Source organism: Candidatus Thiopontia autotrophica (assembly GCA_014384675.1).
Classification (GTDB): Bacteria; Pseudomonadota; Gammaproteobacteria.
Genome location: JACNFK010000023.1, coordinates 60222 through 82805, shown reverse-complemented (window position 1 = coordinate 82805; position 22584 = coordinate 60222). Strand labels below are relative to the sequence as shown.

The 22584-nt window shown below is 48.4% G+C and carries 25 protein-coding genes; 4 read left to right on the top strand and 21 right to left on the bottom strand.

Translation table 11 applies throughout. The annotated features are described in order from the left end of the window. Positions 1-85: 85 nt before the first annotated feature. Together H8D24_03480 and H8D24_03475 are read left to right on the top strand one after the other, a co-directional pair. Positions 86-1303 carry a malate dehydrogenase gene (locus tag H8D24_03480; protein ID MBC8519454.1) on the top strand — a complete coding sequence of 406 codons (1218 nt, stop codon included), beginning with the start codon at positions 86-88 and terminating at the stop codon, positions 1301-1303. A 1-nt stretch (position 1304) separates the two neighbouring features. After that, positions 1305-1952 carry a class I SAM-dependent methyltransferase gene (locus tag H8D24_03475; GenBank protein MBC8519453.1) on the top strand — a complete coding sequence of 216 codons (648 nt, stop codon included), beginning with the start codon at positions 1305-1307 and terminating at the stop codon, positions 1950-1952. Between the two features lie 23 nt (positions 1953-1975). On the opposite strand, the gene H8D24_03470 is transcribed toward H8D24_03475, so the two are convergent. The 5 genes from H8D24_03470 to H8D24_03450 are packed head-to-tail and all read right to left on the bottom strand — an operon-like array spanning position 1976 to position 7017. Further along, positions 1976-2599: a membrane integrity-associated transporter subunit PqiC gene (locus tag H8D24_03470; GenBank protein ID MBC8519452.1), complete on the bottom strand. Its 624-nt coding sequence runs from the start codon at positions 2597-2599 to the stop codon at positions 1976-1978. Continuing rightward, positions 2596-4293: an MCE family protein gene (locus H8D24_03465; GenBank protein MBC8519451.1), complete on the bottom strand. Its 1698-nt coding sequence runs from the start codon at positions 4291-4293 to the stop codon at positions 2596-2598. The genes H8D24_03470 and H8D24_03465 overlap by 4 nt, the downstream gene beginning before the upstream one ends. Further along, the gene (locus tag H8D24_03460; GenBank protein MBC8519450.1) at positions 4293-4925 is read right to left on the bottom strand and encodes a paraquat-inducible protein A; all 633 of its coding nucleotides are present in this window, start codon (positions 4923-4925) and stop codon (positions 4293-4295) included. The genes H8D24_03465 and H8D24_03460 overlap by 1 nt, the downstream gene beginning before the upstream one ends. Then, positions 4925-5563 (bottom strand): paraquat-inducible protein A, encoded by a 639-nt coding sequence (locus tag H8D24_03455; protein MBC8519449.1) that lies wholly within the window; start codon positions 5561-5563, stop codon positions 4925-4927. The genes H8D24_03460 and H8D24_03455 overlap by 1 nt, the downstream gene beginning before the upstream one ends. 44 nt (positions 5564-5607) lie before the next feature. Further along, on the bottom strand, positions 5608-7017 hold the full coding sequence (locus H8D24_03450) for a PhoH family protein (protein ID MBC8519448.1): 1410 nt from the start codon (positions 7015-7017) through the stop codon (positions 5608-5610). A 115-nt stretch (positions 7018-7132) separates the two neighbouring features. Between H8D24_03450 and H8D24_03445 the strand changes: the two genes are divergently transcribed. After that, positions 7133-7702, top strand: a complete 570-nt coding sequence (locus H8D24_03445; GenBank protein ID MBC8519447.1) for a chorismate lyase — start codon at positions 7133-7135, stop codon at positions 7700-7702. A 4-nt stretch (positions 7703-7706) separates the two neighbouring features. Here the strand turns inward: H8D24_03445 and glmU are convergent, their stop codons facing one another. From glmU to H8D24_03370, 15 genes are all read right to left on the bottom strand, one after another. After that, on the bottom strand, positions 7707-9083 hold the full coding sequence (gene glmU / locus H8D24_03440; protein MBC8519446.1) for a bifunctional UDP-N-acetylglucosamine diphosphorylase/glucosamine-1-phosphate N-acetyltransferase GlmU: 1377 nt from the start codon (positions 9081-9083) through the stop codon (positions 7707-7709). A gap of 134 nt (positions 9084-9217) precedes the next feature. Beyond that, positions 9218-9646: a F0F1 ATP synthase subunit epsilon gene (locus H8D24_03435; protein MBC8519445.1), complete on the bottom strand. Its 429-nt coding sequence runs from the start codon at positions 9644-9646 to the stop codon at positions 9218-9220. A gap of 24 nt (positions 9647-9670) precedes the next feature. Beyond that, a complete protein-coding gene (gene atpD, locus H8D24_03430; protein MBC8519444.1) occupies positions 9671-11044 on the bottom strand; it encodes a F0F1 ATP synthase subunit beta in 1374 nt (457 codons plus the stop codon). A gap of 46 nt (positions 11045-11090) precedes the next feature. Then, entirely contained in the window at positions 11091-11951 is an 861-nt protein-coding gene (gene atpG / locus H8D24_03425) for a F0F1 ATP synthase subunit gamma (protein MBC8519443.1), read from the bottom strand. Between the two features lie 15 nt (positions 11952-11966). Beyond that, the gene (locus tag H8D24_03420; GenBank protein ID MBC8519442.1) at positions 11967-13508 is read right to left on the bottom strand and encodes a F0F1 ATP synthase subunit alpha; all 1542 of its coding nucleotides are present in this window, start codon (positions 13506-13508) and stop codon (positions 11967-11969) included. Between the two features lie 48 nt (positions 13509-13556). Continuing rightward, positions 13557-14093 (bottom strand): F0F1 ATP synthase subunit delta, encoded by a 537-nt coding sequence (locus H8D24_03415; protein ID MBC8519441.1) that lies wholly within the window; start codon positions 14091-14093, stop codon positions 13557-13559. Between the two features lie 12 nt (positions 14094-14105). Continuing rightward, on the bottom strand, positions 14106-14576 hold the full coding sequence (locus H8D24_03410) for a F0F1 ATP synthase subunit B (GenBank protein MBC8519440.1): 471 nt from the start codon (positions 14574-14576) through the stop codon (positions 14106-14108). Positions 14577-14603: 27 nt separating this feature from the next. Next, on the bottom strand, positions 14604-14837 hold the full coding sequence (atpE, locus tag H8D24_03405; GenBank protein ID MBC8519439.1) for a F0F1 ATP synthase subunit C: 234 nt from the start codon (positions 14835-14837) through the stop codon (positions 14604-14606). A gap of 34 nt (positions 14838-14871) precedes the next feature. Further along, positions 14872-15738, bottom strand: a complete 867-nt coding sequence (gene atpB, locus H8D24_03400) for a F0F1 ATP synthase subunit A (protein ID MBC8519438.1) — start codon at positions 15736-15738, stop codon at positions 14872-14874. Positions 15739-15752: 14 nt separating this feature from the next. Beyond that, positions 15753-16184 carry an ATP synthase subunit I gene (locus H8D24_03395; GenBank protein ID MBC8519437.1) on the bottom strand — a complete coding sequence of 144 codons (432 nt, stop codon included), beginning with the start codon at positions 16182-16184 and terminating at the stop codon, positions 15753-15755. A gap of 36 nt (positions 16185-16220) precedes the next feature. Then, entirely contained in the window at positions 16221-17147 is a 927-nt protein-coding gene (locus tag H8D24_03390) for a ParB/RepB/Spo0J family partition protein (protein MBC8519436.1), read from the bottom strand. Continuing rightward, on the bottom strand, positions 17147-17947 hold the full coding sequence (locus H8D24_03385; GenBank protein ID MBC8519435.1) for a ParA family protein: 801 nt from the start codon (positions 17945-17947) through the stop codon (positions 17147-17149). The genes H8D24_03390 and H8D24_03385 overlap by 1 nt, the downstream gene beginning before the upstream one ends. 50 nt (positions 17948-17997) lie before the next feature. Beyond that, the gene (gene rsmG, locus H8D24_03380) at positions 17998-18603 is read right to left on the bottom strand and encodes a 16S rRNA (guanine(527)-N(7))-methyltransferase RsmG (GenBank protein MBC8519434.1); all 606 of its coding nucleotides are present in this window, start codon (positions 18601-18603) and stop codon (positions 17998-18000) included. Positions 18604-18614: 11 nt separating this feature from the next. Further along, positions 18615-20507: a tRNA uridine-5-carboxymethylaminomethyl(34) synthesis enzyme MnmG gene (gene mnmG / locus H8D24_03375; protein ID MBC8519433.1), complete on the bottom strand. Its 1893-nt coding sequence runs from the start codon at positions 20505-20507 to the stop codon at positions 18615-18617. A gap of 16 nt (positions 20508-20523) precedes the next feature. After that, positions 20524-21309 carry a YdcF family protein gene (locus tag H8D24_03370; GenBank protein MBC8519432.1) on the bottom strand — a complete coding sequence of 262 codons (786 nt, stop codon included), beginning with the start codon at positions 21307-21309 and terminating at the stop codon, positions 20524-20526. A gap of 90 nt (positions 21310-21399) precedes the next feature. On the opposite strand from H8D24_03370, the gene H8D24_03365 reads away from it, so the two are divergent. Further along, positions 21400-22170 (top strand): VacJ family lipoprotein, encoded by a 771-nt coding sequence (locus H8D24_03365; GenBank protein ID MBC8519431.1) that lies wholly within the window; start codon positions 21400-21402, stop codon positions 22168-22170. Positions 22171-22177: 7 nt separating this feature from the next. Here H8D24_03365 and arsC read toward each other — a convergent pair whose 3' ends face one another. Continuing rightward, complete coding sequence (gene arsC / locus H8D24_03360) at positions 22178-22525, bottom strand: arsenate reductase (glutaredoxin) (GenBank protein MBC8519430.1); 348 nt, start codon at positions 22523-22525, stop codon at positions 22178-22180. Positions 22526-22584: the final 59 nt, after the last annotated feature.

Below are 22584 nucleotides of genomic sequence, written 5' to 3'. Positions count from 1 at the left end.
TTGACTACAGGCTACCTTCTCTATATTCACCATATAGAGGAGGTAGTCCGTGACGGATGAGCCACTACACCCGGAAGACCATCACCTGCTGCAAGAGGCGCTCGACTATCATGCGAGAAAACCATACGGCAAGATTGCGACACTTCCGACCAAACCATTCGAGACCCAACATGATCTGAGTCTGGCATATAGCCCTGGGGTTGCCGCCCCTGTGCGTGAAATCACCGCCAACCCTAAAGAGGTTAACCGCTATACCGGCAAGGGCAACCTGATTGCCGTTGTAACTGACGGCAGTGCCGTTCTCGGTCTGGGCAATGTGGGGCCTCTGGCTGCAAAGCCGGTGATGGAAGGAAAGGCTGTCCTCTTCAAGAAATTTGCTGATATTGATGTCTTTGATATAGAGATTGATGCATCATCCAACCAGGCATTTATCGAAACCGTAGCACGCATCTCCCCCACTTTTGGTGGAATAAATCTTGAGGATATCTCGGCGCCGCACTGCTTTGAGGTTGAACGCGCACTGATTGATCGCCTCAACATACCTGTATTTCATGATGATCAACATGGTACAGCCATTATCATTGCGGCCGGTCTGCTCAATGCGCTCAAGCTGCAGGAGAAGTCACTGGAATCTTCCAACATTGTCTGTCTTGGTGCAGGTGCTGCCGCCATCGCCTCGATGCAACTTCTACTCACCCTTGGAGCATGCAAAGAACAGATAACCATGGTAGACCGAAAAGGTGTAGTTCACGGGGGGAGAACAGATATAAACCTCTACAAGCAACTCTTTGCCAGAACCACAGATCGACGAACTCTCTCTGAGGCAATGGAAGGTGCGGATATATTTATCGGTCTCTCCGGCCCCAACCTGGTCACTCAGGCCATGATCAAGAGCATGGCAGAACGTCCCATCATCTTTGCTCTCTCAAATCCCGATCCGGAGATTCATCCACAACAGGCTCGTGATGCTCGATCAGACCTGATCATGGCTACCGGGCGCAGCGACCTTCCAAACCAGGTAAATAATGTTCTCTGCTTTCCATATATCTTTCGTGGCGCGCTGGATGCCAAGGCCACAACCATCAATACCGAGATGAAAGTTGCTGCCGTCAAGGCTCTGCAGCATCTCACCTGTGAACCAATCCTTGATGAGATGCGAGAGGCCTACCCAGATGAGGAGCTGCAGTATGGGCCAAACTACATTATTCCAAAACCACTGGATCCTCGACTACGAGGCTATGTCTCCACAGCGGTGAGGCGAGCAGCTATTGAGAGTGGGGTAGCTGGACAATCCGAGTTCTGATTTGCCAAAACCAAATCTAACAAATCCATTCGACTCTAATGCAGCTCGGTATGACCAGTGGTTTGAGCGCCATCAGACAACCTATCAACTAGAGCTGGCTGCCATTAAAGAGCTCTTGCCCACTCATGGCAAAGGCATTGAGATAGGTGCTGGAACCGGTCGCTTTATGGGGCCACTCGGAATAGAGAACGGCATTGAGCCCTCAGCCTCGATGCGTACTATCGCAGCAAAGCATGGGCTCGTATTGCAAGATGGAGTTGCAGAAGATCTGCCATTATCAGACAACAGCTACGACTATCTGCTTTTTATAACCGCTCTCTGTTTTGTCGACTCAGCATCACAGGCCCTATATGAGGCCTATCGAGTCCTGCGAGAAAATGGCACCTTAATCATTGGCATGATCGATAAGGCAAGCCACCTTGGAAAAGAGTACGAACGAAACAGGCATAACAGCATCTTTTATCAACATGCCTACTTCTACTCAGTTAAAGAGATAGTGGAGATAGCGCGTAAAACCGGATTCAGCCATTTTCAATATAGACAGGCTCTTTTCCCAAAAACCGGTCATACGGAATCATCCTCTGCCAAGGGCCATGGGGATGGTGCGTTTGTTGTTATCAGCGCCAGGAAGGCACCAAAAATGGCCTGAAAAATCTGGCTGTATTCAGTTGGCTATTTTATAGACGCACTGATCTCAATTGAGAGCTGTTTCAGCAGCTCACTCATACTCTTGACTGTCGCAGACTCTCCCGCAACATCAACTGGATCACTTATCAGAGAAGCAGATCGCATCAGCTCGCCCCGATCTCCTCCACCAATTTTCCAGTATGCATCCAGATAAATTCTCTGGTCTGGGAACCGCTCAAATCTGTCTATATAAACCTGTATTGCATATGCTGGTTGCTTGCCCTGTTTTGGCAATCTTTCCACCTTACTGTTTTCCAGTATCGCCTTTATATTCTCGAACAGGACCCTGGAAATATTCTCTTTTAGTGGCTCCCCCCATCGATTGTTCTCCGATAGATAGAGTTCGTTAAGCGCAATTCTGGACACCAGCTGCGGCCTATTCAGATATGATGGCAGAACCACAGGATGTATGCCAACTGAATACCCATCATCTTCCTTATCTGCCCGCTCAACAATATCAACAGCATCAAGAAGAAAGAAATGTGTTGTGGTTGGAGCAACAGTTGGTACAACTGAGCATCCAGCCAAGGTCCCAAAAAGAAAAGCAAACATTGCCAACCAAAGCAGGATGGAATTTACTTTTTTGTCTCTTGAATTATATCCAGTCATGGTGATGCGATTCCTCCCTGGCCATGAATTAAAACTTGCGGGTTTCTTTCAAGGTATTCAATAAAATCTCTCATTGAGCGGGCTGCAGCAGTTAACTCTGTTGTCATCTCATTTAGCTGATATTGCACCGGTGAGCCTGGGTCAAGAATATTGTTCATAAGTTTAATTGTTGTTTCGGTTTGCTGTAGCACAGAACGAATCATAGCGCTTGTTTTAACCACATCGCTTTCCATGCTTTTACTATTACTTCTCAATCTGATAGACAGTTCATCGAGTGAAGCAAGCGTATGTTGCAGAGAAGAGCCAACCGTTTGAATCTCACTGGAGTTTACCAGTCTGTTTGTGCCCTGTGCGGTTTCAAGCAACTCCTGTCCAATGTCTTCTATTGGTAGCCCCTGAATTTTTTTCAAAATAGCAGCAATGGCACTTACAACATCGTCAACTGTGGCTGATGATAACGTTGGTATTTCTGGATACTGTTCATTGTAACCTACAACATGAGCATTACTTTCTGGATCCAGCACCATATCTATAAACAGCTGCCCAGTCAGATAACTATCCACAGATAATCTGGCCCTTAATCCACTGTTCATGAGGAAGTCCATTGTTACCTCGGGCGAAGTCGAGCCATTCACCCGTACTATATTGGCAACTATTTCAGCATCAATATCCACCAGAACCGGAATCAGAATGGTGCTCTCCTTGCTATCGATCTCCATACGTATATCAGCAACAGAGCCGATTCTTATCCCCTTGAACTCTACGGGTGCGCCAATCTTTAACCCTCTGATTGACCTGTCGAAATAGGTCACATATGAGGTTTTTTTGGTGCCCCTCTGTCGAGATGCACTATCTTTGTTCTCATATAGAATGAACAGCCCTCCATCATCTGCAGGTGCTGATGTGTCTGCGCTATCTGGTGAATCAAAAGCAATACCGCCATAAAGTAACGTCTCAAGTGAATCAGTTTTTAACTGTAATCCATCAGCACTTAGGGTCAGTTTGGTTTCGCCAACATTCCAAAAGTAGCTGTTTTGATCAACCTTCCTGTGGTACGGAGAGCTGATAAATATATGTACCAAAATACTGTTGTCATCGGCAAGTTTGTAACTGAGAACATCACCCACATGAATGCCACGGAAATAGACTGGTGTGCCTGCCTCTATGGAGTTGAGATTTGCAGTTCTCAACACAAACTTGCGTCCTGATGTTTCAGCAGTTGAAATTGGTGGTTGCTCCAGCCCTGCAAACTCTTCCTGGGGAGATCCATCTCCAGGGATAAGTGCAATATACGATCCAGAGAAAAGCGTCCCCAAGGCTGAAACCTCACGCAGAGATATTTGTGGCCTGACAATCCAGAATTTGGCTCCGCTACCCAAGAATGACTTCGTCCCCTTATCCATTCTGGCCTCGACAATAACCTCTCTTTTATCGTCGCTAAACCTCACATGTTCAACAATACCAACCTCAATATTTTTGTATCGAATACGGGTTTTTCCTACCTCAAGCCCATCACCGTTTTGAAAGGTGATGGAAATTTCTGGCCCATACTCACTTATTGTTGTTACCGTCAACCAGCCCGCCATCAACACGACAATCAAAGGGATTACCCAGATAATCGAGAATCCGCGACGCCGCTCCAGCAATGCATCCGGAATATCATCAAATAATTTTTGTTTCTCTTCTTCTGTCATTATGCTCTGTTTCCTCTGCTCCAGATCAGCTTGGGATTAAAGCTCCATACAGCAAATCTGGAGGTGACAATAACCAGAGCAAAAAAAACAGCCCCCAAGCCAGCATGGACTGTGGCGAGGTAGCCCAAATCGACAAGTGCGACAAGAGTAGCGAGTACAAATATATCTACCATTGACCAGTGCCCAATACCTTCAATTATTCGATACATTCTGGTTCGCTCTATTCGTCTCCTGGTTGAAGAATAACCAACTGATATGAGCAGATAAGTTAATGTTAGCAGTTTCATCAACGGAACGACAATACTGGCAACAAAGATAACCACTGCCAGAAGATACATTTCCTCTTCAATAAGATGAGAGACACCGCTGATAATAGTATCCGGCTCTCCCCTGCCAAAACGCTTAACCGTTATAATTGGATAGATGTTGGCGAAAACATAAAAAACTGATGCTGTAACCACAAGTGTCCAGCTACGCAATAGTCCGGTCCGGATATTTGCACGCAGCGAAGTATCACAACGGGGACAAAAGGCGCCCTCTTTCCCATTATCTACCGAATCCAATCTTGTCACCCTGCCGCATACATGACACTGCACCAGTGAGTGCTGTAGTGCTGTAGGAGAATCATCCATCAGTTATTACCTGCCTTCAAAGATCCCCTCTCCAGGCTCCTCCAGATTTCATCCGGATTAATTGTTGTTCTGACTGCGGCCACAGAAAACATTACTCCTCCCAGGGCAAAAATGGCAACTCCAGGTGCAGCAGCAGAGATATCTTCAAGCCTTACAATGGATATCATGCTTCCAATAATGTACACACCAACCATTTCCCACTGCCCAACAAGAGTCAAGCTACGAAATATTTTTTTTGATTGCCATGCGACACGGCCCATACATAACGGCAATAACAGATAGACAAGCGCAGACAGATATAACAGTGGCGCGACAATACTGGTCAATAAAACCAGGATCGTCAGCCCCCACATCCCGTCATGATAGAGAGCCATTACCCCTGATAACAACGTGCTCTCATAAAGGTTTCCATTGGCCTGAATGGATATAACTGGAAACATATTGGCCACAATAAATAGTACCAGGCCAGATATGCCAAAAGCCAGGGTTCGATTTAGTGAGTCTTTCGTTGAGCGCTGCAGTACCGTTCCGCAGCGAGTGCAGCGCACCATGTGGCCAACCGCCTCCCGAGTGTCCACCTTGTGAAGTAGATCACAGTTATGACATGCCACGAGATTAAACAAATTATCTGTGATCATTACTACCACATCATCCCGGCATCAAATGATATCTGCACACCTCTCTATAACACCGTAATTGCATAATCAGAGAGACGTGAACGCTCTCCCATCTGCAGCGTTACATGTCCACTATGAGCCCAATTTTTGAAGCGATCCACCGCATAAGTTAATCCTGAGCTGGTCTCTGTTAGATAAAGGGTATCTATCTGTGCCAGATTACCTATACAGATTATTTTCGTGCCGGGTCCAGCGCGAGTTATCAGTGCCTTCATCTGCTTGGAGGTAAGGTTTTGCGCCTCATCAATAATCAGATAACGATTAACGAAAGTACGACCACGCATAAAGTTCATTGAGCGTATCTTGATACGATGGTTAATAAGCTCCTGGGTGGCCTCACGCTCAAATTGAGAGCTCTTGTCATGCGTGGTCAAAACTTCCATGTTATCCATCAGAGCACCCATCCAGGGAGCCATCTTCTCCTCCTCAGTCCCTGGAAGAAATCCTATATCCTCACCCAACGGAATGGTGATACGGGTCATTATTATTTCACTGTATAGATTCTGCTCCAGAATCTGCTCCAGGCCAGCCGCCAGCGTCAGCAGTGTCTTTCCTGTGCCTGCCGGCCCCAGCAGGGTAACAAAATCAAACTGAGGATCCATCAACAAATTTAGCGCATAGTTCTGCTCCCGATTTCTGGCCTGAATTCCCCAGATAGTATTGTGCTCCGAGCTATAGTTGTGCACCCGTTCCAACACTGCACTATCACCCTCTATGTCTCGAACAATATAGTCGTTACTCTCTGCCTCTGGATTAGCAAGAAACTCACCGATCTCCCAATCTGATACAGCCTCCCCCTTAACCCGGTAAAGTGAGTGGCCCTCCTCCTGCCAACTCTCTAGATCCTTGCCATGACTCTCCCAGAAACCTGCTGGAAGCTCATGAAAGCCTGTCTGCAACAGATCCACATCATCCAATACCTTGTCATTACGATAATCCTCACTCGGGACCCCAAGGATAGATGCCTTGATACGTAGATTTATATCTCGTGTCACCAGGCGCACATCGTTGACCTGACCCTGCAGGGCCATTACTGTGGCCAAAATACTGTTATCTGCTGTATTGCCTGGTAGTGACTCCGGCAGCTTGACACTGTCTGTGGATGTCTGAAAATAGAGGCGCCCAGATGACTGGTTTGGAAGGTTGCCAAGGCTGCCTGGCGGAAGCAGAGATACGCCCTGATCAATCTCATCAAGGGGGCTGTTCTCAACCAGTTCATCAATAAATCTACTTACTTGACGAACATTGCGTGCTATTTCCGAGACCCCTTTCTTGCCTCGATCCAACTCCTCAAGCACAACCATGGGGAGATACACATCATGCTCCTGAAAACGAAATAGTGAGGTCGGGTCGTGCATCAGGATATTTGTATCCAGCACAAAAAGTCGCGTTTCACTATCTGTTTTTTGAATCATCCACTCCCCCGGTTGGTGCATATTGATACGATTGATAATACAGTTCTATCAGCTAATTACCATTAAATTTCTGTTAAATTTACAACGAATTGAGACAGGGAAACTATGAGTGAGGATGCGTATAATCAGATACATGAATCTTCCTGACAGAGAACCGCATTGGGTTACTGAAAACCGGCTTTCACTGCTTAATCCCGACAACCAAATGCGTAGACATCTTGTTCACTCCGGGTCTCTAACCAGAAAAATTGTCCAATCCTGTAGCAGTCAGTTTAGAGTGGATGTGGTCATGCAAAAGTTCTCTGCAATAAACCATAGTGAAAGGCAGCTGCTGGGGTTGCGAAGTGGCTCAACCGCCAATGTGAGATCCGTCCTTCTATACTGTGGTGAACATCCCTGGGTATTTGCCCATACCGTGATACCACACTATGCTCTTAAACGGTCTCTGCGCCGACTTACTCAGCTTGGAAACCGCTCGTTGGGTGCCGTACTCCACTCATCCAGGGTTATGGAGCGCTCAACAGTTGAATATGCGGAACTTCTTCCCCAACACCTTCTGTTTCAAGAGGCGGCCGAATGTTTGAACAGAAAACCTGCTTCATTATGGGGACGGCGTATCCTCTATCAGATTGATGGAGATCCCCTGCTGGTCAATGAGATCTTTCTGCCCAGATTCCCAAACTAACGGGCTATGTAGCCTCTTTTTTACGAGGTCTCTTCCACCCTTTTATGGTTACCTGTTTAGCTCTGCTCAGGGTTAACTGGCTCTCGGGGACAGACTTCACAATAGTAGATCCTGCACCAATAGTTGCTCCATCACCCACCTCAACCGGCGCAACCAACTGTGTGTCTGACCCTACAAATACATCATCCCCTATAACTGTTTGATGTTTGTTGGCACCATCATAATTACAGGTAATCACACCGGCACCAATATTTACCCGTGCCCCGATTGTGCTGTCTCCAACATAAGAGAGGTGGTTGATCTTTGATCCCTCGGCAACCTGTGCATTTTTCAGCTCTACAAAATTACCTACATGGGCTGCTGCAGTTAATTTTGTTCCAGGACGTATTCTTGCAAATGGTCCAATTCTGCAGTTGGGGCCAATCTCGGCAGAATCAATAACAGAGTTTGGTAACCCCCCCGTGCCCGCCTCAACCACTGCATCCTTGATATGACAGTTAGCTCCAATTTCCACCCCTGCACCCAATATAACGTTACCCTGAAAAATTACATTTGCATCAATAGTTACATCTTGAGCAGCATCAAGTCTGCCGCGCAGATCAAATCTAGATGGATCAATCAGAGTTACGCCTTGTTGCATCAGCTGCTCTGCCTGTTTACGCTGGTAAAATCGCTCCAGATAAGAGAGTTGCTGTCGATCATTTACCCCCTGCACCTCCTCTACAGTTGATGGAGAGGAGGTTTTGATCTCAACCCCATCTCTAACTGCCAACTCAACAACATCTGTCAGATAAAACTCACCCTGCGCATTATCGCTATCCAGTGCATCAATCCAGATTTTTAGCCTCTCTGCCGAAACCGCAAGAATTCCTGTATTGATCTCATGAATATCAAGCTCATCTGCTGAGGCATCTTTCTGTTCCACAATACGTTCCACAGCACCAACCGTGTTACGAACAATTCGTCCATATCCTGTGGGGTCATCCATGGAGACAGTCAACAGAGAGAAGCCGCTCTCTGCAGACTGTCCAAGCAAACTGTGCAGCGTCTCAGGCTCTATAAGCGGAACATCTCCATACAACACCAAAACTGTTTGCCCGGGCTGAATATTGGGCAGGGCCTGCTCAACAGCATGTCCAGTACCAAGTTGTTCAGATTGATGCACCCAGTTGATATCCAGATGGGAGAGCCTCTCCTTTACCAGGTCACCGCCATGACCATATACAACATTTATTGAATCCGGATTCAGTGATGCAGCACTAGCCACAACATGTTCAAGCAGTGGTCTACCTGCAATTGAGTGCAATACCTTGGGGAGTGATGAACGCATCCGCGTGCCCTGGCCTGCAGCCAGCACAATAACAGCAGGGTTGGATGCCATCTCTCTCATATTGAATCAGAATCGTAGGTGACATAAACAGCCACTACAATATTCTCTCTCTTCTGTTAATTGAATTGGCCGATAGCCTGTCGGCAGTGTACAAGAAGATACTCTGTTTTGCAGTATCTCGGCAATCAGGATACCCCTGAGCGCTTACGTAAGCGATCTATCGCCTGTAGCTGAGCTGCTGCCTGAATAAGCTCTGCCTGTGCGGCAGCATAATCCATAGTTGCCTGCTTATCCTCCATGGCTGCCTCGGCACGCTGCTTGGCCTCTAGTGCTGCAGCTTCATCAAGATCTGCTGCACGAATTGCGGTATCTGCCAAAACTGTCACAACATGAGGTTGCACCTCTAGCATTCCGCCAGAGATAAAGAAATCGATCTCTTCTCCCCCTCCCTGCTGAACTCGCACCTCACCGGCTTTCATGCGAGTAAGCATTGGGGCATGGCGAGGGGCAATACCAACCTCACCCATCTCTGCAGGAGCATAGACCATCTCCGCAACACCAGAGAAGATCTCCTTCTCTGCACTTACGATATCCACATGTACGGTCATGCTCATGATGCTGTTCCTGTCTCTCTAACCTTAAATGGTCTTGGCCTTCTCAACTGCCTCATCGATTGAGCCAACCATATAAAATGCCTGCTCTGGCAGGTGATCATACTCGCCAGCGACAATTGCCTTGAAGCCAGAGATCGTATCACTTAATGAAACATACTTGCCTGGAGTTCCAGTAAAGACCTCTGCCACAAAGAATGGCTGAGAGAGGAAACGCTGGATCTTACGTGCGCGATTTACTGTCTGCTTATCCTCTTCAGATAGCTCATCCATACCCAGAATTGCAATAATATCCTTCAACTCCTTATAGCGTTGAAGTGTGGTCTGTACGCTACGCGCAACATTGTAGTGCTCCTCACCAACAATATGTGGGTCAAGCTGACGACTGGTAGAGTCCAGCGGATCTACTGCCGGGTAAATACCAAGCTCAGCAACCTGTCTGGAGAGTACAACCGTTGCATCAAGGTGGGCAAATGTTGTTGCTGGAGATGGATCGGTCAGATCATCCGCGGGCACATAAACTGCCTGAATTGAGGTAATGGAACCTGTCTTGGTTGAGGTGATTCGCTCCTGTAAAGCTCCCATCTCCTCAGCAAGTGTTGGCTGGTATCCTACCGCAGACGGCATACGTCCCAACAGTGCGGATACCTCTGTTCCAGCCAGGGTATAACGGTAGATGTTATCGATAAAGAGCAGCACATCACGCCCCTCATCACGGAAGGCCTCTGCCATAGTCAGGCCAGTCAGGGCCACACGCAGACGGTTACCAGGAGGCTCATTCATCTGACCATAAACCAGCGATACCTTGTCAAGAACGCCGCCCTCGGTCATCTCATGGTAAAAATCATTACCCTCACGAGTTCGCTCACCAACACCTGCAAATACAGAGTATCCGCTATGCTCAATCGCAATATTACGGATAAGCTCCATCATGTTAACTGTCTTACCTACACCGGCACCGCCAAATAGTCCTACCTTGCCACCCTTGGCGAAAGGACATACCAGATCGATCACCTTAATGCCGGTCTCGAGGATCTCTGCTGCCGCAGAGAGTTCGTCAAAAGCTGGGGCCTTACGATGAATTGGCATCCGCCTATCTTCACCAATCTCTCCTTTTTCATCAATTGGATCACCCAGAACATTCATGATACGCCCGAGTGTTTTGGTGCCAACAGGAACCTGAATTGGCGCCCCTGTTCCAGTTACCGATAGCCCGCGCTTCAACCCATCAGTGGTACCCATCGCAATGGCACGCACGACTCCGTCACCAATCTGCTGCTGAACCTCAAGCGTCAAACCTGGCTCATCCACGGTCAGTGCATCAAAAATCTTCGGCATAGATTCCTGAGGAAACTCTACGTCTACCACTGCACCGATGATCTGAACAATAGATCCTGACATCTCTCTAATCCTCTTTATTAATATTCAAAATATTCTATACAACCAACTAAACTGCTGCTGCTCCGCCTACAATATCTGCAAGTTCTGCAGTAATCGCTGTCTGTCTAGCCTTGTTATAGACCAGCTCCAGATCATTGATCAAATCTCCAGCATTATCTGTTGCACTCTTCATCGCAACCATACGAGCGGACTGCTCACATGCAATATTCTCCACCACACCCTGATAGATAATCGATTCAACATAACGCTGCAATAGCGTATCCATTACCACTTTTGCATCAGGTTCATAAATATAGTCCCAGTGGTGGCTGTACTCTTCACTCTCGTCATGCTGTATTGGTAATACCTGACGAACCGTTGGCTTCTGGGTCATGGTGTTTACAAACTGGTTGTAGACAATATGAAGCTGATCAATACGGCCCTCATCAAATGCATCGAGCATCACTTTTATTGAGCCAATCAGGCTCGATATCTCAGGCTGATCACCTAACTGGCATGATTCGGAGACCAGATTGCCTCCCATTCTCCCCAGAAAACCGAGGGCCTTGCTGCCAAGTGCGGTGTAATCAATCTCAATACCCTGCTCACTCTTCTCCTTGATGGCCTTAACAGCCTCACGGAACATATTCACATTCAGTCCGCCACACAAGCCTCGATCCGATGAGATTATGACGAAACCTACTCGCTTTACCTCTCTCTCTGTCAGATAGCCGTGGTGATACTCCGGATGTGCATTGGCAAGATGGCTAACAACTGCTGCAATTTTGTCACTATAGGGGCGAGATGCTTCCATTCGATCCTGCGCCTTGCGCATCTTGCTTGCAGCGACCATCTCCATGGCGCTAGTGATCTTTTGCGTACTCTTGACGCTCTTGATCTTTTCTCGAATTTCCTTACCTACTGCCATGAGATAAAAATACCCTTACCAGCTGTGATTTGTCTTGAAGTCATCAATTGCGGCACGCAATGATGATTCGATTGAGTCGTTGTAGTCACCAGACTCATTGATGGTATCAAGCAGCTCAGACTGCGAGCTCTTCATGTAAGACTGTAGCGCCTCTTCAAAATCAACAATCTTGGACGGGTCAATATCATCCAGATAACCCTCATTCGCTGCAAACAGTGAAGTTGCCAACTCTGCAACCTTCATTGGCTCATACTGCTTCTGCTTCATTAGCTCGGTAACACGCTGACCACGCTCAATCTGCTTACGAGTAGCCTCATCAAGATCGGATGCAAACTGGGCAAATGCTGCCAGCTCACGATACTGCGCCAGATCAAGACGGACGCCACCACCAAGCTTTTTAATGATTTTGGTCTGTGCTGCACCACCCACACGAGATACCGAAAGACCTGCATTGATTGCTGGACGTATGCCTGAGTTAAACAGATCGGTTTCGAGGAAGATCTGTCCATCTGTAATCGAAATAACATTGGTTGGTACAAAGGCAGATACATCGCCCGCCTGAGTCTCAATAATTGGCAACGCCGTTAGTGAACCGGTCTGCCCGGTTACTGCACCATTGGTGCGCTTGCTTACCTCATCCTCATTAATGCGTGATGCACGCTCCAACAGACGAGAGTGAAGATAGAAAACATCACCAGGATAGGCCTCACGACCCGGCGGACGACGCAGCAACAGTGAAACCTGACGATATGCCCATGCCTGCTTGGTCAGGTCATCATAAACAATCAGTGCATCCTCACCCTTGTCACGAAAGTACTCTCCCATGGTGCAGCCTGAATAGGGCGCGATGTACTGCATTGCAGCAGAATCAGATGCTGCCGCTGCCACAATAATCGTGTGCTCCAGTGCATCATGCTCTTCCAGCCTGCGTACAACCTCGGCAATTGATGATGCCTTTTGTCCCACCGCAACATAGATACATTTAACACCAGTTCCCTTCTGGTTGATGATTGCATCCACTGCCACAGCCGTCTTTCCAGTCTGACGATCACCAATAATCAACTCGCGCTGACCACGGCCAATTGGAACCATTGCGTCAACCGCTTTAAGTCCTGTCTGTACTGGTTGATCGACTGATTTACGTGCAATTACACCTGGTGCAATCTTCTCGATAGGCTGAGTCTCACTTGCCTCAATGGGACCTTTCCCATCCAGTGGATTACCCAGTGAATCGACAACTCGTCCCAACAGCGCCTCACCAACAGGAACCTCAAGAATCTTGCCGGTACAGCGAACTGTGTCGCCCTCTGAAATATGTTCGTATGAACCTAGAATTACTGCACCAACTGAATCTCTCTCAAGGTTCAGTGCCATGCCATAAGTATTTCCCGGAAACTCGATCATCTCGCCCTGCATGGCATCACTAAGGCCGTGCAAGCGCACCACGCCATCTGCCAAACTGACTACCGTTCCCTCTGTACGGGCCTCGGCAAGCGGCTCAAAGCTCTCGATTTTCTTCCGGATCAGTTCGCTGACTTCAGAAGGGTTGAGTTGCATGATTACTCCTTAAAACAGTACGTAAAATTAAATTATCTGAACTGATGGTTAGCCATGCAGTTCATTTGAAAGTTGGTTCATTCTGCCGCGCAGTGATGAATCAATCACCTGATCACCTACACGAACAATGACGCCCCCAATTAGAGATTGATCAACCTTTGTGGTCATCTGGATCTCTTTACCCATTTTATCTTTTATTGCTGATGCTATTGCATCCTCTGATGCCGCATCCAACGAATAAGCCGAAATTACCTCAACGTCCAGACTATTTTCATCTGCTGCCTTAAGCTGATGAAAAAGGGTCGAGATCTCTGGCGCATAACCAAGTCGCCCATTCTCTTGTAGAACCTTGACGAAATTCTCAGTTGTGCCCGAAAATGTGTCGCTATCAATACCAATTACCAGATCCGTTAGTTGCTGACCAGGTACTCTTGGATCATTCAATCGCGTTGCAACGGCAGAATCACTAACAATCATTGAAAGTAGCTCGGTGGCACCGGCCCACTCTTCAATCCGATTTTCCTGACGTGCCTGCGCATAGGCAGCCTCTGCATAGGGTCGAGCAACTGTTGTTCTCTCTTCCATTTCCTGTAGCCTCTACAGCTTGGCGCTCAACTCAGCGAGGATCTGCTGGTGATCAGACTCATTCACCTCACGCTGAAGAATCTGTGATGCGCCTGCCAGGGCCAGGGCCGAGACGTCTGCTCGCAATTTCTCACGGGCACTGTTTATCTCCTGCTCAATAGTGGAGTGTGCTGATTCAATAATGCGGTCCGCTTCATCGGTCGCCTTTCCTTTTGACTCCTCAACCACCTCACTGGCACGCTGCTGCGCTCGACCGATAATCTGGCCGGCCTCATCGTGCGCCTCTCTAATAACCTCTGTCGCACGTTGTTCAGAAAGCTCATGCTCACGATGACCTCGCTCTGCTGCAGCCAACCCGTCAGCTATCTGTTTTTTACGCTCATCCAGAGCCGCCATCAAAGGAGGCCAAACGTACTTCATTACAAAAAGTACGAACAGGAAAAATGCGATCGACTGTCCGATCAGTGTGGCATTGATATTCATAGCCTATTCCCGAGTTTATCCAGCGATTTATCCTGCGACAGCAAACAGTACATAAAGTGCCAAACCAACAGCAATCATTGGTACCGCATCAACAAGGCCCATTACGATGAAGAACTGAGTACGCAACATTGGAATTAGCTCTGGCTGTCTGGCTGCGCCCTCAAGAAAGCGTCCGCCCAGAATACCGATACCTACCGCTGCACCCAACGCGCCCAGACCCATCATTAGACCACCCGCGATGAACATTAGTGCTTGTTCCATTTTTTTCTCCTAGTAATAAAATAAATTCAAAATCTTAATGCTCGTGATGAGCCATCTCCATATAGACAATCGTCAACGTCATGAAGATAAATGCCTGCAAGGTAATGATAAGAATATGGAAAATTGCCCATCCCAACTGTAGCAATCCACCAAATCCGCCCAGTATCCAACCACCACCATACATCAATGCAATCAAAATAAAGATAGTCTCTCCAGCATACATATTTCCGAACAGTCGCAGAGCCAGTGAAACAGGTTTGGATATCAGAGAGATGCCTTCAAGAACCAGATTGGCAGGGAGCCCCCACTTGCCAAATGGCTGGAACGCAAGCTCACCGAGAAAGCCCCCCAACCCCTTGTTTTTAATGCTGTAATAAATCATCAGATAGAATACTGACAGAGCCATACCGAAAGTGATATTGGGATCTGTAGTAGGCACAACCTTGAAATAGACATGGTGAGGGTCCATGCTCAACGCATATTCACCAAACAGGCCAGCTATCATCGGCAACCAGTCTACTGCCACCAGATCCATAAGATTCATCAGGAAGACCCAGCAAAAAATTGTAAGTGCCAGAGGTGCAACCAGACTATTTTTTGCGCTAAATGACTCTTTTACACTGTTATCGACAAACTCGACAATCCATTCAACAAAATTCTGTAATCCACCAGGAATGCCTGCTGTTGCCTGCCTGGCAGCAGCACGAAAGAGGAGAAAGAAGAGTAACGCAAGCGCAACTGACCATGCCAGGGAATCGACATGAAATGCCCAGAAACCCATCTGCTTAATGTCAGCAGCACTATGGGCAAATCCCCAATGGCCATCGTAGTGACCGAACGTGAGATTCGTCAAGTGGTGCTTTATGTACTGACCTGAGGTAATTGCTGCTTCTGATGACATCTATAAATTATTAATTATTTGTTCTTTAATTTTTTTATATCACGGGACTCATTGTAGCCGCTTCCGATAAGTAGCGCCAACTGTCCTGCAATGAACCCTGTGATTAGAGCTACCGGCTCCAACTCCAAACTCACCATTCCAAACACAAACAGGGCAGAGACCAAAACAAAACGCTCTACCGCGGTCATGTAAAGCGATATCACCGTCCTGCGAGCACTCTGCTCTGAATCATGGCCGACACCACTCCGGGAACTGTTTTTTTCTTCCCGTTTGAGCCGCCACAACAACCAGGCCATATTGGCAACAGACACTGTACCGCCGTATAGAATAGGCAACGCCGAGTCAGCTCTCCATGCCCATTCAGCCAACAGCGCCAAAAAGGCGACAAAAACAGCCTGAAGAAGCAGAACCCCCAACCTTCCAACTGGCGGTATTATAGAAATCATAAATAGGCTGGTCAATTAGAATATTGAGAAAAGTAACTATTTTATATGTTCAAGAATGCCATCCAGCTCATCCAGGGAGTTGTACTGAATGGTCAATTTTCCCCGCCCTTTACCACTCTGATGAATGGTAACCGATGCGCCGAGTGTTTCTGAAAGCCTCGTCTGCAGGTGTCTGACGTTGGGATCAACCTCTTCGACTACTCTTCTCTTCGGGGGGTTCAGCATCTTGCGGACAAGTTTTTCTGCCTCCCTGACCGAGAGCCCCAACAGGATTACCTGTTTGGCTGCCTCGCTCTGCTGTTCACCCTCCAGTGCAAGCAAGGCGCGGGCATGCCCCATCTCCAGCTTGCCCTTCTCCAGTAACTGTCCCACCTCTGCATTAAGGTTCAGCAGGCGCAACATATTGGTTACCGAGGTACGAGAGCGGCCTACTGCATCTGCCGCCTTCTGCTGAGTTAGCCCAAACTCCTTGATCAACCTCTGCAGTGCAACGGCCTCCTCAATAGGGTTTAGATCTTCTCGCTGAATGTTCTCAATCAGCGCCATCGCCATGGCTGCCTGATCTGAAATTTGTTTGATAACCACCGGAATCTCTTGAAGTCCCGCCAATTGTGCAGCCCGCCAGCGTCGCTCACCAGCAATAATCTCATAGCGCCCTTCACCGATGGAGCGCACAACAATCGGCTGAATAACGCCCTGTGCACGAATAGAGCTGGACAGCTCTTCCAGGGCGTCCTGGTTAATCTCTCGTCGTGGCTGATACTGTCCGCGCTGCAGCAGATCGACAGGCAGGGTTTTCAGGGATGTTACTGGTGGCAATGAGCTGGGTGCCTGACCTTGTGCAGTAGATCCTCCCGTTGACACACTGGTCGATCCTGAGGGATCGACCGGCACCTTCGGCACCTTAGCTGCCCCAAGAAGTGAATCCAACCCTCGCCCCAACCCCCCTTTTCTTACAGACATCACTCATCAACTCCATTTTCAGACTGTTTAACTTCCTTCTCTGCGCGCTCCAGGATCTCTGCCGCCAGGTCGACATACGCATAGGCTCCTCGAGAAGACGGCGCATAGTGGATTATGGGCCTGCCATAACTGGGTGCCTCCGCCAGTGTTACATTTCTCGGAATCACCGTCTCATAAACCTGATCACCAAAATGGGACATCAACTGCTCCGAGACCTCTACCGAAAGACGGTTTCTTGCATCATACATGGTACGAACGATACCCTGCAGCCTCAGGCCAGGATTTTGGGTCTCTTGTACTCTCCCCATCGTCTCCATCAGTGCAGTCAGCCCCTCCAGCGCATAATATTCACATTGCAGAGGCACAATCACCCCATGTGATGCAACAAATGCGTTCAAAGTCAAAATGTTCAGAGTTGGTGGGCAGTCAATAAGGACATAACTATATTCGGTTGATACCTCTTGAAGTGCCGTTGAAAGGCGCTGGAAACGGTCCTCCACCGCCATAAGCTCAACCTCTGCGGCTGTCAATTCACTATTGGCCGCCAGCAGATCATAGCCCGCTCCATCTGTTTTCTGAATCGCCTCCTGGATGGACACATCACCCAACAACACATCCACACCGCTCCACTCCACAAACTGCTTGTCAATGCCGCTGCCCGTAGTCGCATTACCCTGTGGATCCAGATCGATCAGCAATACCTTCTCTTCAAAATAGCCAAGAGCAGACGCAAGGTTGACTGCCGTAGTGGTCTTGCCTCCCCCCCCTTTCTGGTTTGCTATTGCGTAAATCTTGCTCATTCACTCTTCTCTGTAAATTATATCGCTGCAACTTGTCGTGATCTCAGCAGTTACTGCCTGCTGCAAACAACCATGTGCCTCTCTGCATGGATGCCCGGCCCCTTAACCGGAACCGCCTGCTCCAACTCAAAACCACTGATCACCTCACCACCCTCCTCTTCAGGCCATTTTCCTTTCATTGCAACAGCTCTTCCACCAGCTTTCAGTAGAGGTAACGATGTCACAAGAAAATTGCTCAATGAGGTAAATGCTCTAGAGACAACTGTATCAAATGGCTGGCCCTCAACAATATCTTCAACTCGAGAGTGTACAACAGATGCGTTTGACAAGCCCAGCTCAAGAATTGCCTGCTGGATAAAACGGCTCTTTTTAATGTTGCTATCCACCATAACCACCTCCATATCAGGATGCATTATCGCGATGGGAATACCCGGAAGGCCTGCCCCGCTTCCCAGATCGACAATGCGCTTGCCCGATAAAAAAGGGATAACGGAAAAGCTGTCAAGAATATGGTGGGTCACCATCTTTGCGGGATCACGAATAGCAGTCAGGTTATATACTCTGTTCCATCGTGTCAGCAGTTGTAGATAGCGCTCAATCTGCTGTTGGTCACTGGCTGTCAGATCAACACCCATCTCTTCTGCTGCTACAGCCATCTGGCTGTAACTCACGTAGCAGCCCTCTTTTGGAGGTCTCGTTTTTTTAGATGAACACGTAACAGAGAGAGTGCAGCTGGCGTCATTCCTGGAATTCTTCCGGCCTGACCCAGGGTTTCTGGAGACTGTTTCTCCAGCTTCTCTTGAATCTCAATGGAGAGCCCTGAGACCTGTCGATAATCCAGTGAGTCAGGCAGCCTCATCTCCTCATGACGCCTGTTCTTCTCAATCTCCTGCTGCTGACGTTCAATATAGCCCGCATATTTGGCCTGAATCTCCACCTGCTCTATCACAGCTTGATCCAGCCCCGGGTCATCCACTCCATCCATGCTCACAAGTTCACGATAACCAACTTTGGGGCGACTCAGTAGGTCCATAAGGCTATGTTCACGGCGCATCTTATCTCCCAGCACTCGTATCGCCTCACTCTCTGTCACTGTTTGAGGGCGAACCCAGCTCTCTCGTAATCGTTGCTGCTCGTTCGCAATTAAATCCCTTTTTTGCCGAAAAGCATCCCATCGTTGGTTATCAACCATACCTAATTCACGCCCCTGTTCTGTCAGCCGCAGATCAGCATTGTCTTCTCGCAACAACAGCCTGTACTCCGCCCTGCTGGTAAACATGCGATATGGCTCATTGGTGCCACGGGTAATCAGGTCATCAATCAAAACCCCGATATATGACTCCTCACGCCTGGGAGACCATGCCTCCCGGTTTTGTGCCCTCCGTGCAGCATTACACCCCGCCACCAGCCCCTGGGCAGCGGCCTCTTCATATCCGGTTGTACCATTAATCTGACCAGCAAAGAACAGTCCATGCAGGGCTTTGGTCTCCAGTGACGGTCTCAGATCACGTGGATCAAAAAAGTCATACTCTATGGCATAACCTGGCCGTGTGATGTGCGCCTTTTCAAGGCCTCTTATAGAGCGAACAAGGTCAAGCTGAATATCAAAAGGCAGACTGGTTGAGATTCCATTGGGATATACCTCATGGGTGTTGAGCCCCTCAGGCTCTACAAAGATCTGATGTGATTCTCGCTCCGAGAAACGGACCACTTTATCCTCAACAGATGGACAGTAGCGTGGGCCAACTCCCTCAATTACTCCGCTGTACATGGGGGATCGATCCAATCCACCACGAATGATTTCATGTGTCCGCTCATTGGTATGTGTTATCCAGCATGAAATCTGTTGGGGATGCTCCGAAAGATCTCCCAGATAGGAGAATACCGGCAGCGGCTTATCGCCTGGCTGCTCATCAAGCAGTCCATAGTCAATAGTACGTCCGTCAATACGGGGCGGGGTACCGGTTTTTAGTCGCCGCGCCCTAAATGGTAGCTCACGCAATCTCTCTGCAAGCTTGAATGATGGAGGATCACCCATGCGTCCACCAGACATATTGGAGAGCCCCACATGGATTACCCCATTCAGAAAAGTGCCTGCAGTCAGCACAACAGATGGTGCAGAAAAACGTATCCCCGCTTGACTCTCTACCCCAACAACACAATCACCATCAAGCAACAGGTCATCAACCGACTGTTGAAAAATTGTCAGATTGGGCTGGTTTTCAAGAGCACCCCTTACCGCCTGTTTATATAATTGGCGATCTGCCTGAGCCCTGGTTGCCTGTACAGCAGCCCCTTTACTGCGGTTGAGAGTGCGGAACTGAATGCCAGAACGATCTGCAGCATGCGCCATAAAACCACCAAGCGCATCCACCTCCTTGACCAGATGCCCTTTACCAATCCCACCAATTGCCGGATTGCAGCTCATCTGCCCCAGAGTCTCTATGTTGTGAGTCAATAGCAGCGTGCGTACACCCATGCGGGCTGCCGCCAGCGCGGCCTCAGTGCCGGCATGGCCGCCGCCAATAATGATGACATCAAACTTATCTGGATAATCCATCAGGGAATTATATCAACTAGGTGTCGGCCGAATATCTGATCTGGTACCAGAGCATGCCGCCCCACTCATGGAGAAAAGTTACGTTTTTACTCAGTGCACCAGCACTTGGGCGCCACATCCCAAAACCATGATCCATCTTCCCTTTGGTGGTAAAGGCCGTTGGTGCCGGTATTATGGTCATCCCCTCCATCTCCGGAGAGCTCTGGAAAACCCGCAGTGCACGCGGCAAATGGGATGCATGGGTTACCAATACCACTGTAGAGACCCCCTTCTGCCTAAGAACAGGAGGAACAAAACGGGCATGCTCCCAGGTATTAATGCTCTTGTTCTCCTGCCAGACATCAGCGATCGCAAAGTCATCCCTAAGACTATCGGCCATCAGTTGCGATTCCGGGGCAGCCTCGTTCAGAGGCGTACCACCAGTAACAAGAATTGGAAGTGCAGTCTGCCTGTGCAGATAGGCCCCATATCGCAACCTTGCCAAGGTTGATGTCCCCACCACATCACGACCAAATTCAGGTGCTGCAGTATAGCGTCCGCCTCCCAAAACAACGATGGCCGCCAACTGGCCTCTCTCCAACACTGGCATCTCCTGTAGGGGAGAAATAGTCTCTAGTTGCTCTGCCAACTTAAACATCATCCACGGCGTGCTGAACAGATAGAGCGCGCTGGTTGCCGCCCATATTAATGTTGTGGCAAATCGTCGTCTCCTTGAGGCAACCAATAGTGCCAACATAAGTACCAGCAGCACTCCCCCCGGCGGCATTAACCAGGCTTCAATCAATCTTATTGTCTCGGTCATCTATGTTTCATCACTCTTTTTACATTCATTGCTCTTACAGCGCCATTTTTATACAATGGTCGGCCGCTTCGATAAATTATCAGCTATCTTATGAAAAAAATTGCGCTCCCAGTTATCCTGCTATTGGCTATATCGGCCCCTCTTACAACCGCATGGTCTGCGGAGGATATACTGGATTTAGACGAGGTAACAGTAAATGATCCTCTGGAAGGGTATAACAGAGCCATGTTTGGGTTTAATGAGGCCCTGGACGAGAATATTCTGAAACCGATTGCGGAGGGGTACCATGACCTCTTTCCTGATCCTATTGAGCGTGGCATCAGCAACTTCTTCAGCAATCTGCACGAGCCATTCAACATTCTTAATAATCTGCTTCAGTTCAAACTGGGAGATGCCGCATCCGACACAGTACGCTTTGGTATCAACACAACCATAGGAATTGCCGGACTGTTTGACGTTGCTACCGCGGCAGGCCTCACAAAGCATGACGAGGATCTGGGGCAGACACTTGCCGTATGGGGTGTTGGTAGTGGGCCATACTTTGTAATCCCTGTTCTGGGCCCAAGCACAATACGTGATGCTTTTGGAACAGGTACGGAGATGTGGATCGGAAATACCGTAGAGGTTGATGATACCCAAATCTTCAAGCTCACTGACGAGATAGACTCAGAAGGGACAAGAAACACCCTGTTTGTTACCAAGGCAATCAGTACCCGTGCAGATCTGCTGGGCACGAAAGAGATCATTGACGATGCAAGCTTTGATCCCTATGCCTTCATGCGTGACTCCTACCTGCAGAAACGTGAAGATCTGATCTTTGATGGCAATGCTCCGCTTCCTGAGCTTCCAGAAGACTTTTAATAAATCTTTACAGGATATCGAGCACCATCTCTGGTGGGCGGCCTACAGCAGCCTTGCCATCGTTAACAACAATAGGGCGCTCAATTACTCTGGGGAAGGCAACCATCTTTTCGATCTGTTGTGAACGGCTTAGCCCTGGCTGATCCAGACCAGACTCCTTATACTCTGTCTCTCTTTTGCGCATCAATGCCTCTGGCTCCAGCCCCAACATATTGAGAATATTATCCAGCTCATCTACTGTGGGCGGAGTATTCATATACTCCACGATCTCAGGCTCAATACTCTTATTTTTGATCAACTCCAGGGTCTGACGACACTTGGAGCATTTTGGGTTATGGTAAATTTTCACACTCATCAGCTGTTGATTCCTTATCTAAGGAAGCTCTGATTAAGTCACTTCGTTACCCAATCAGC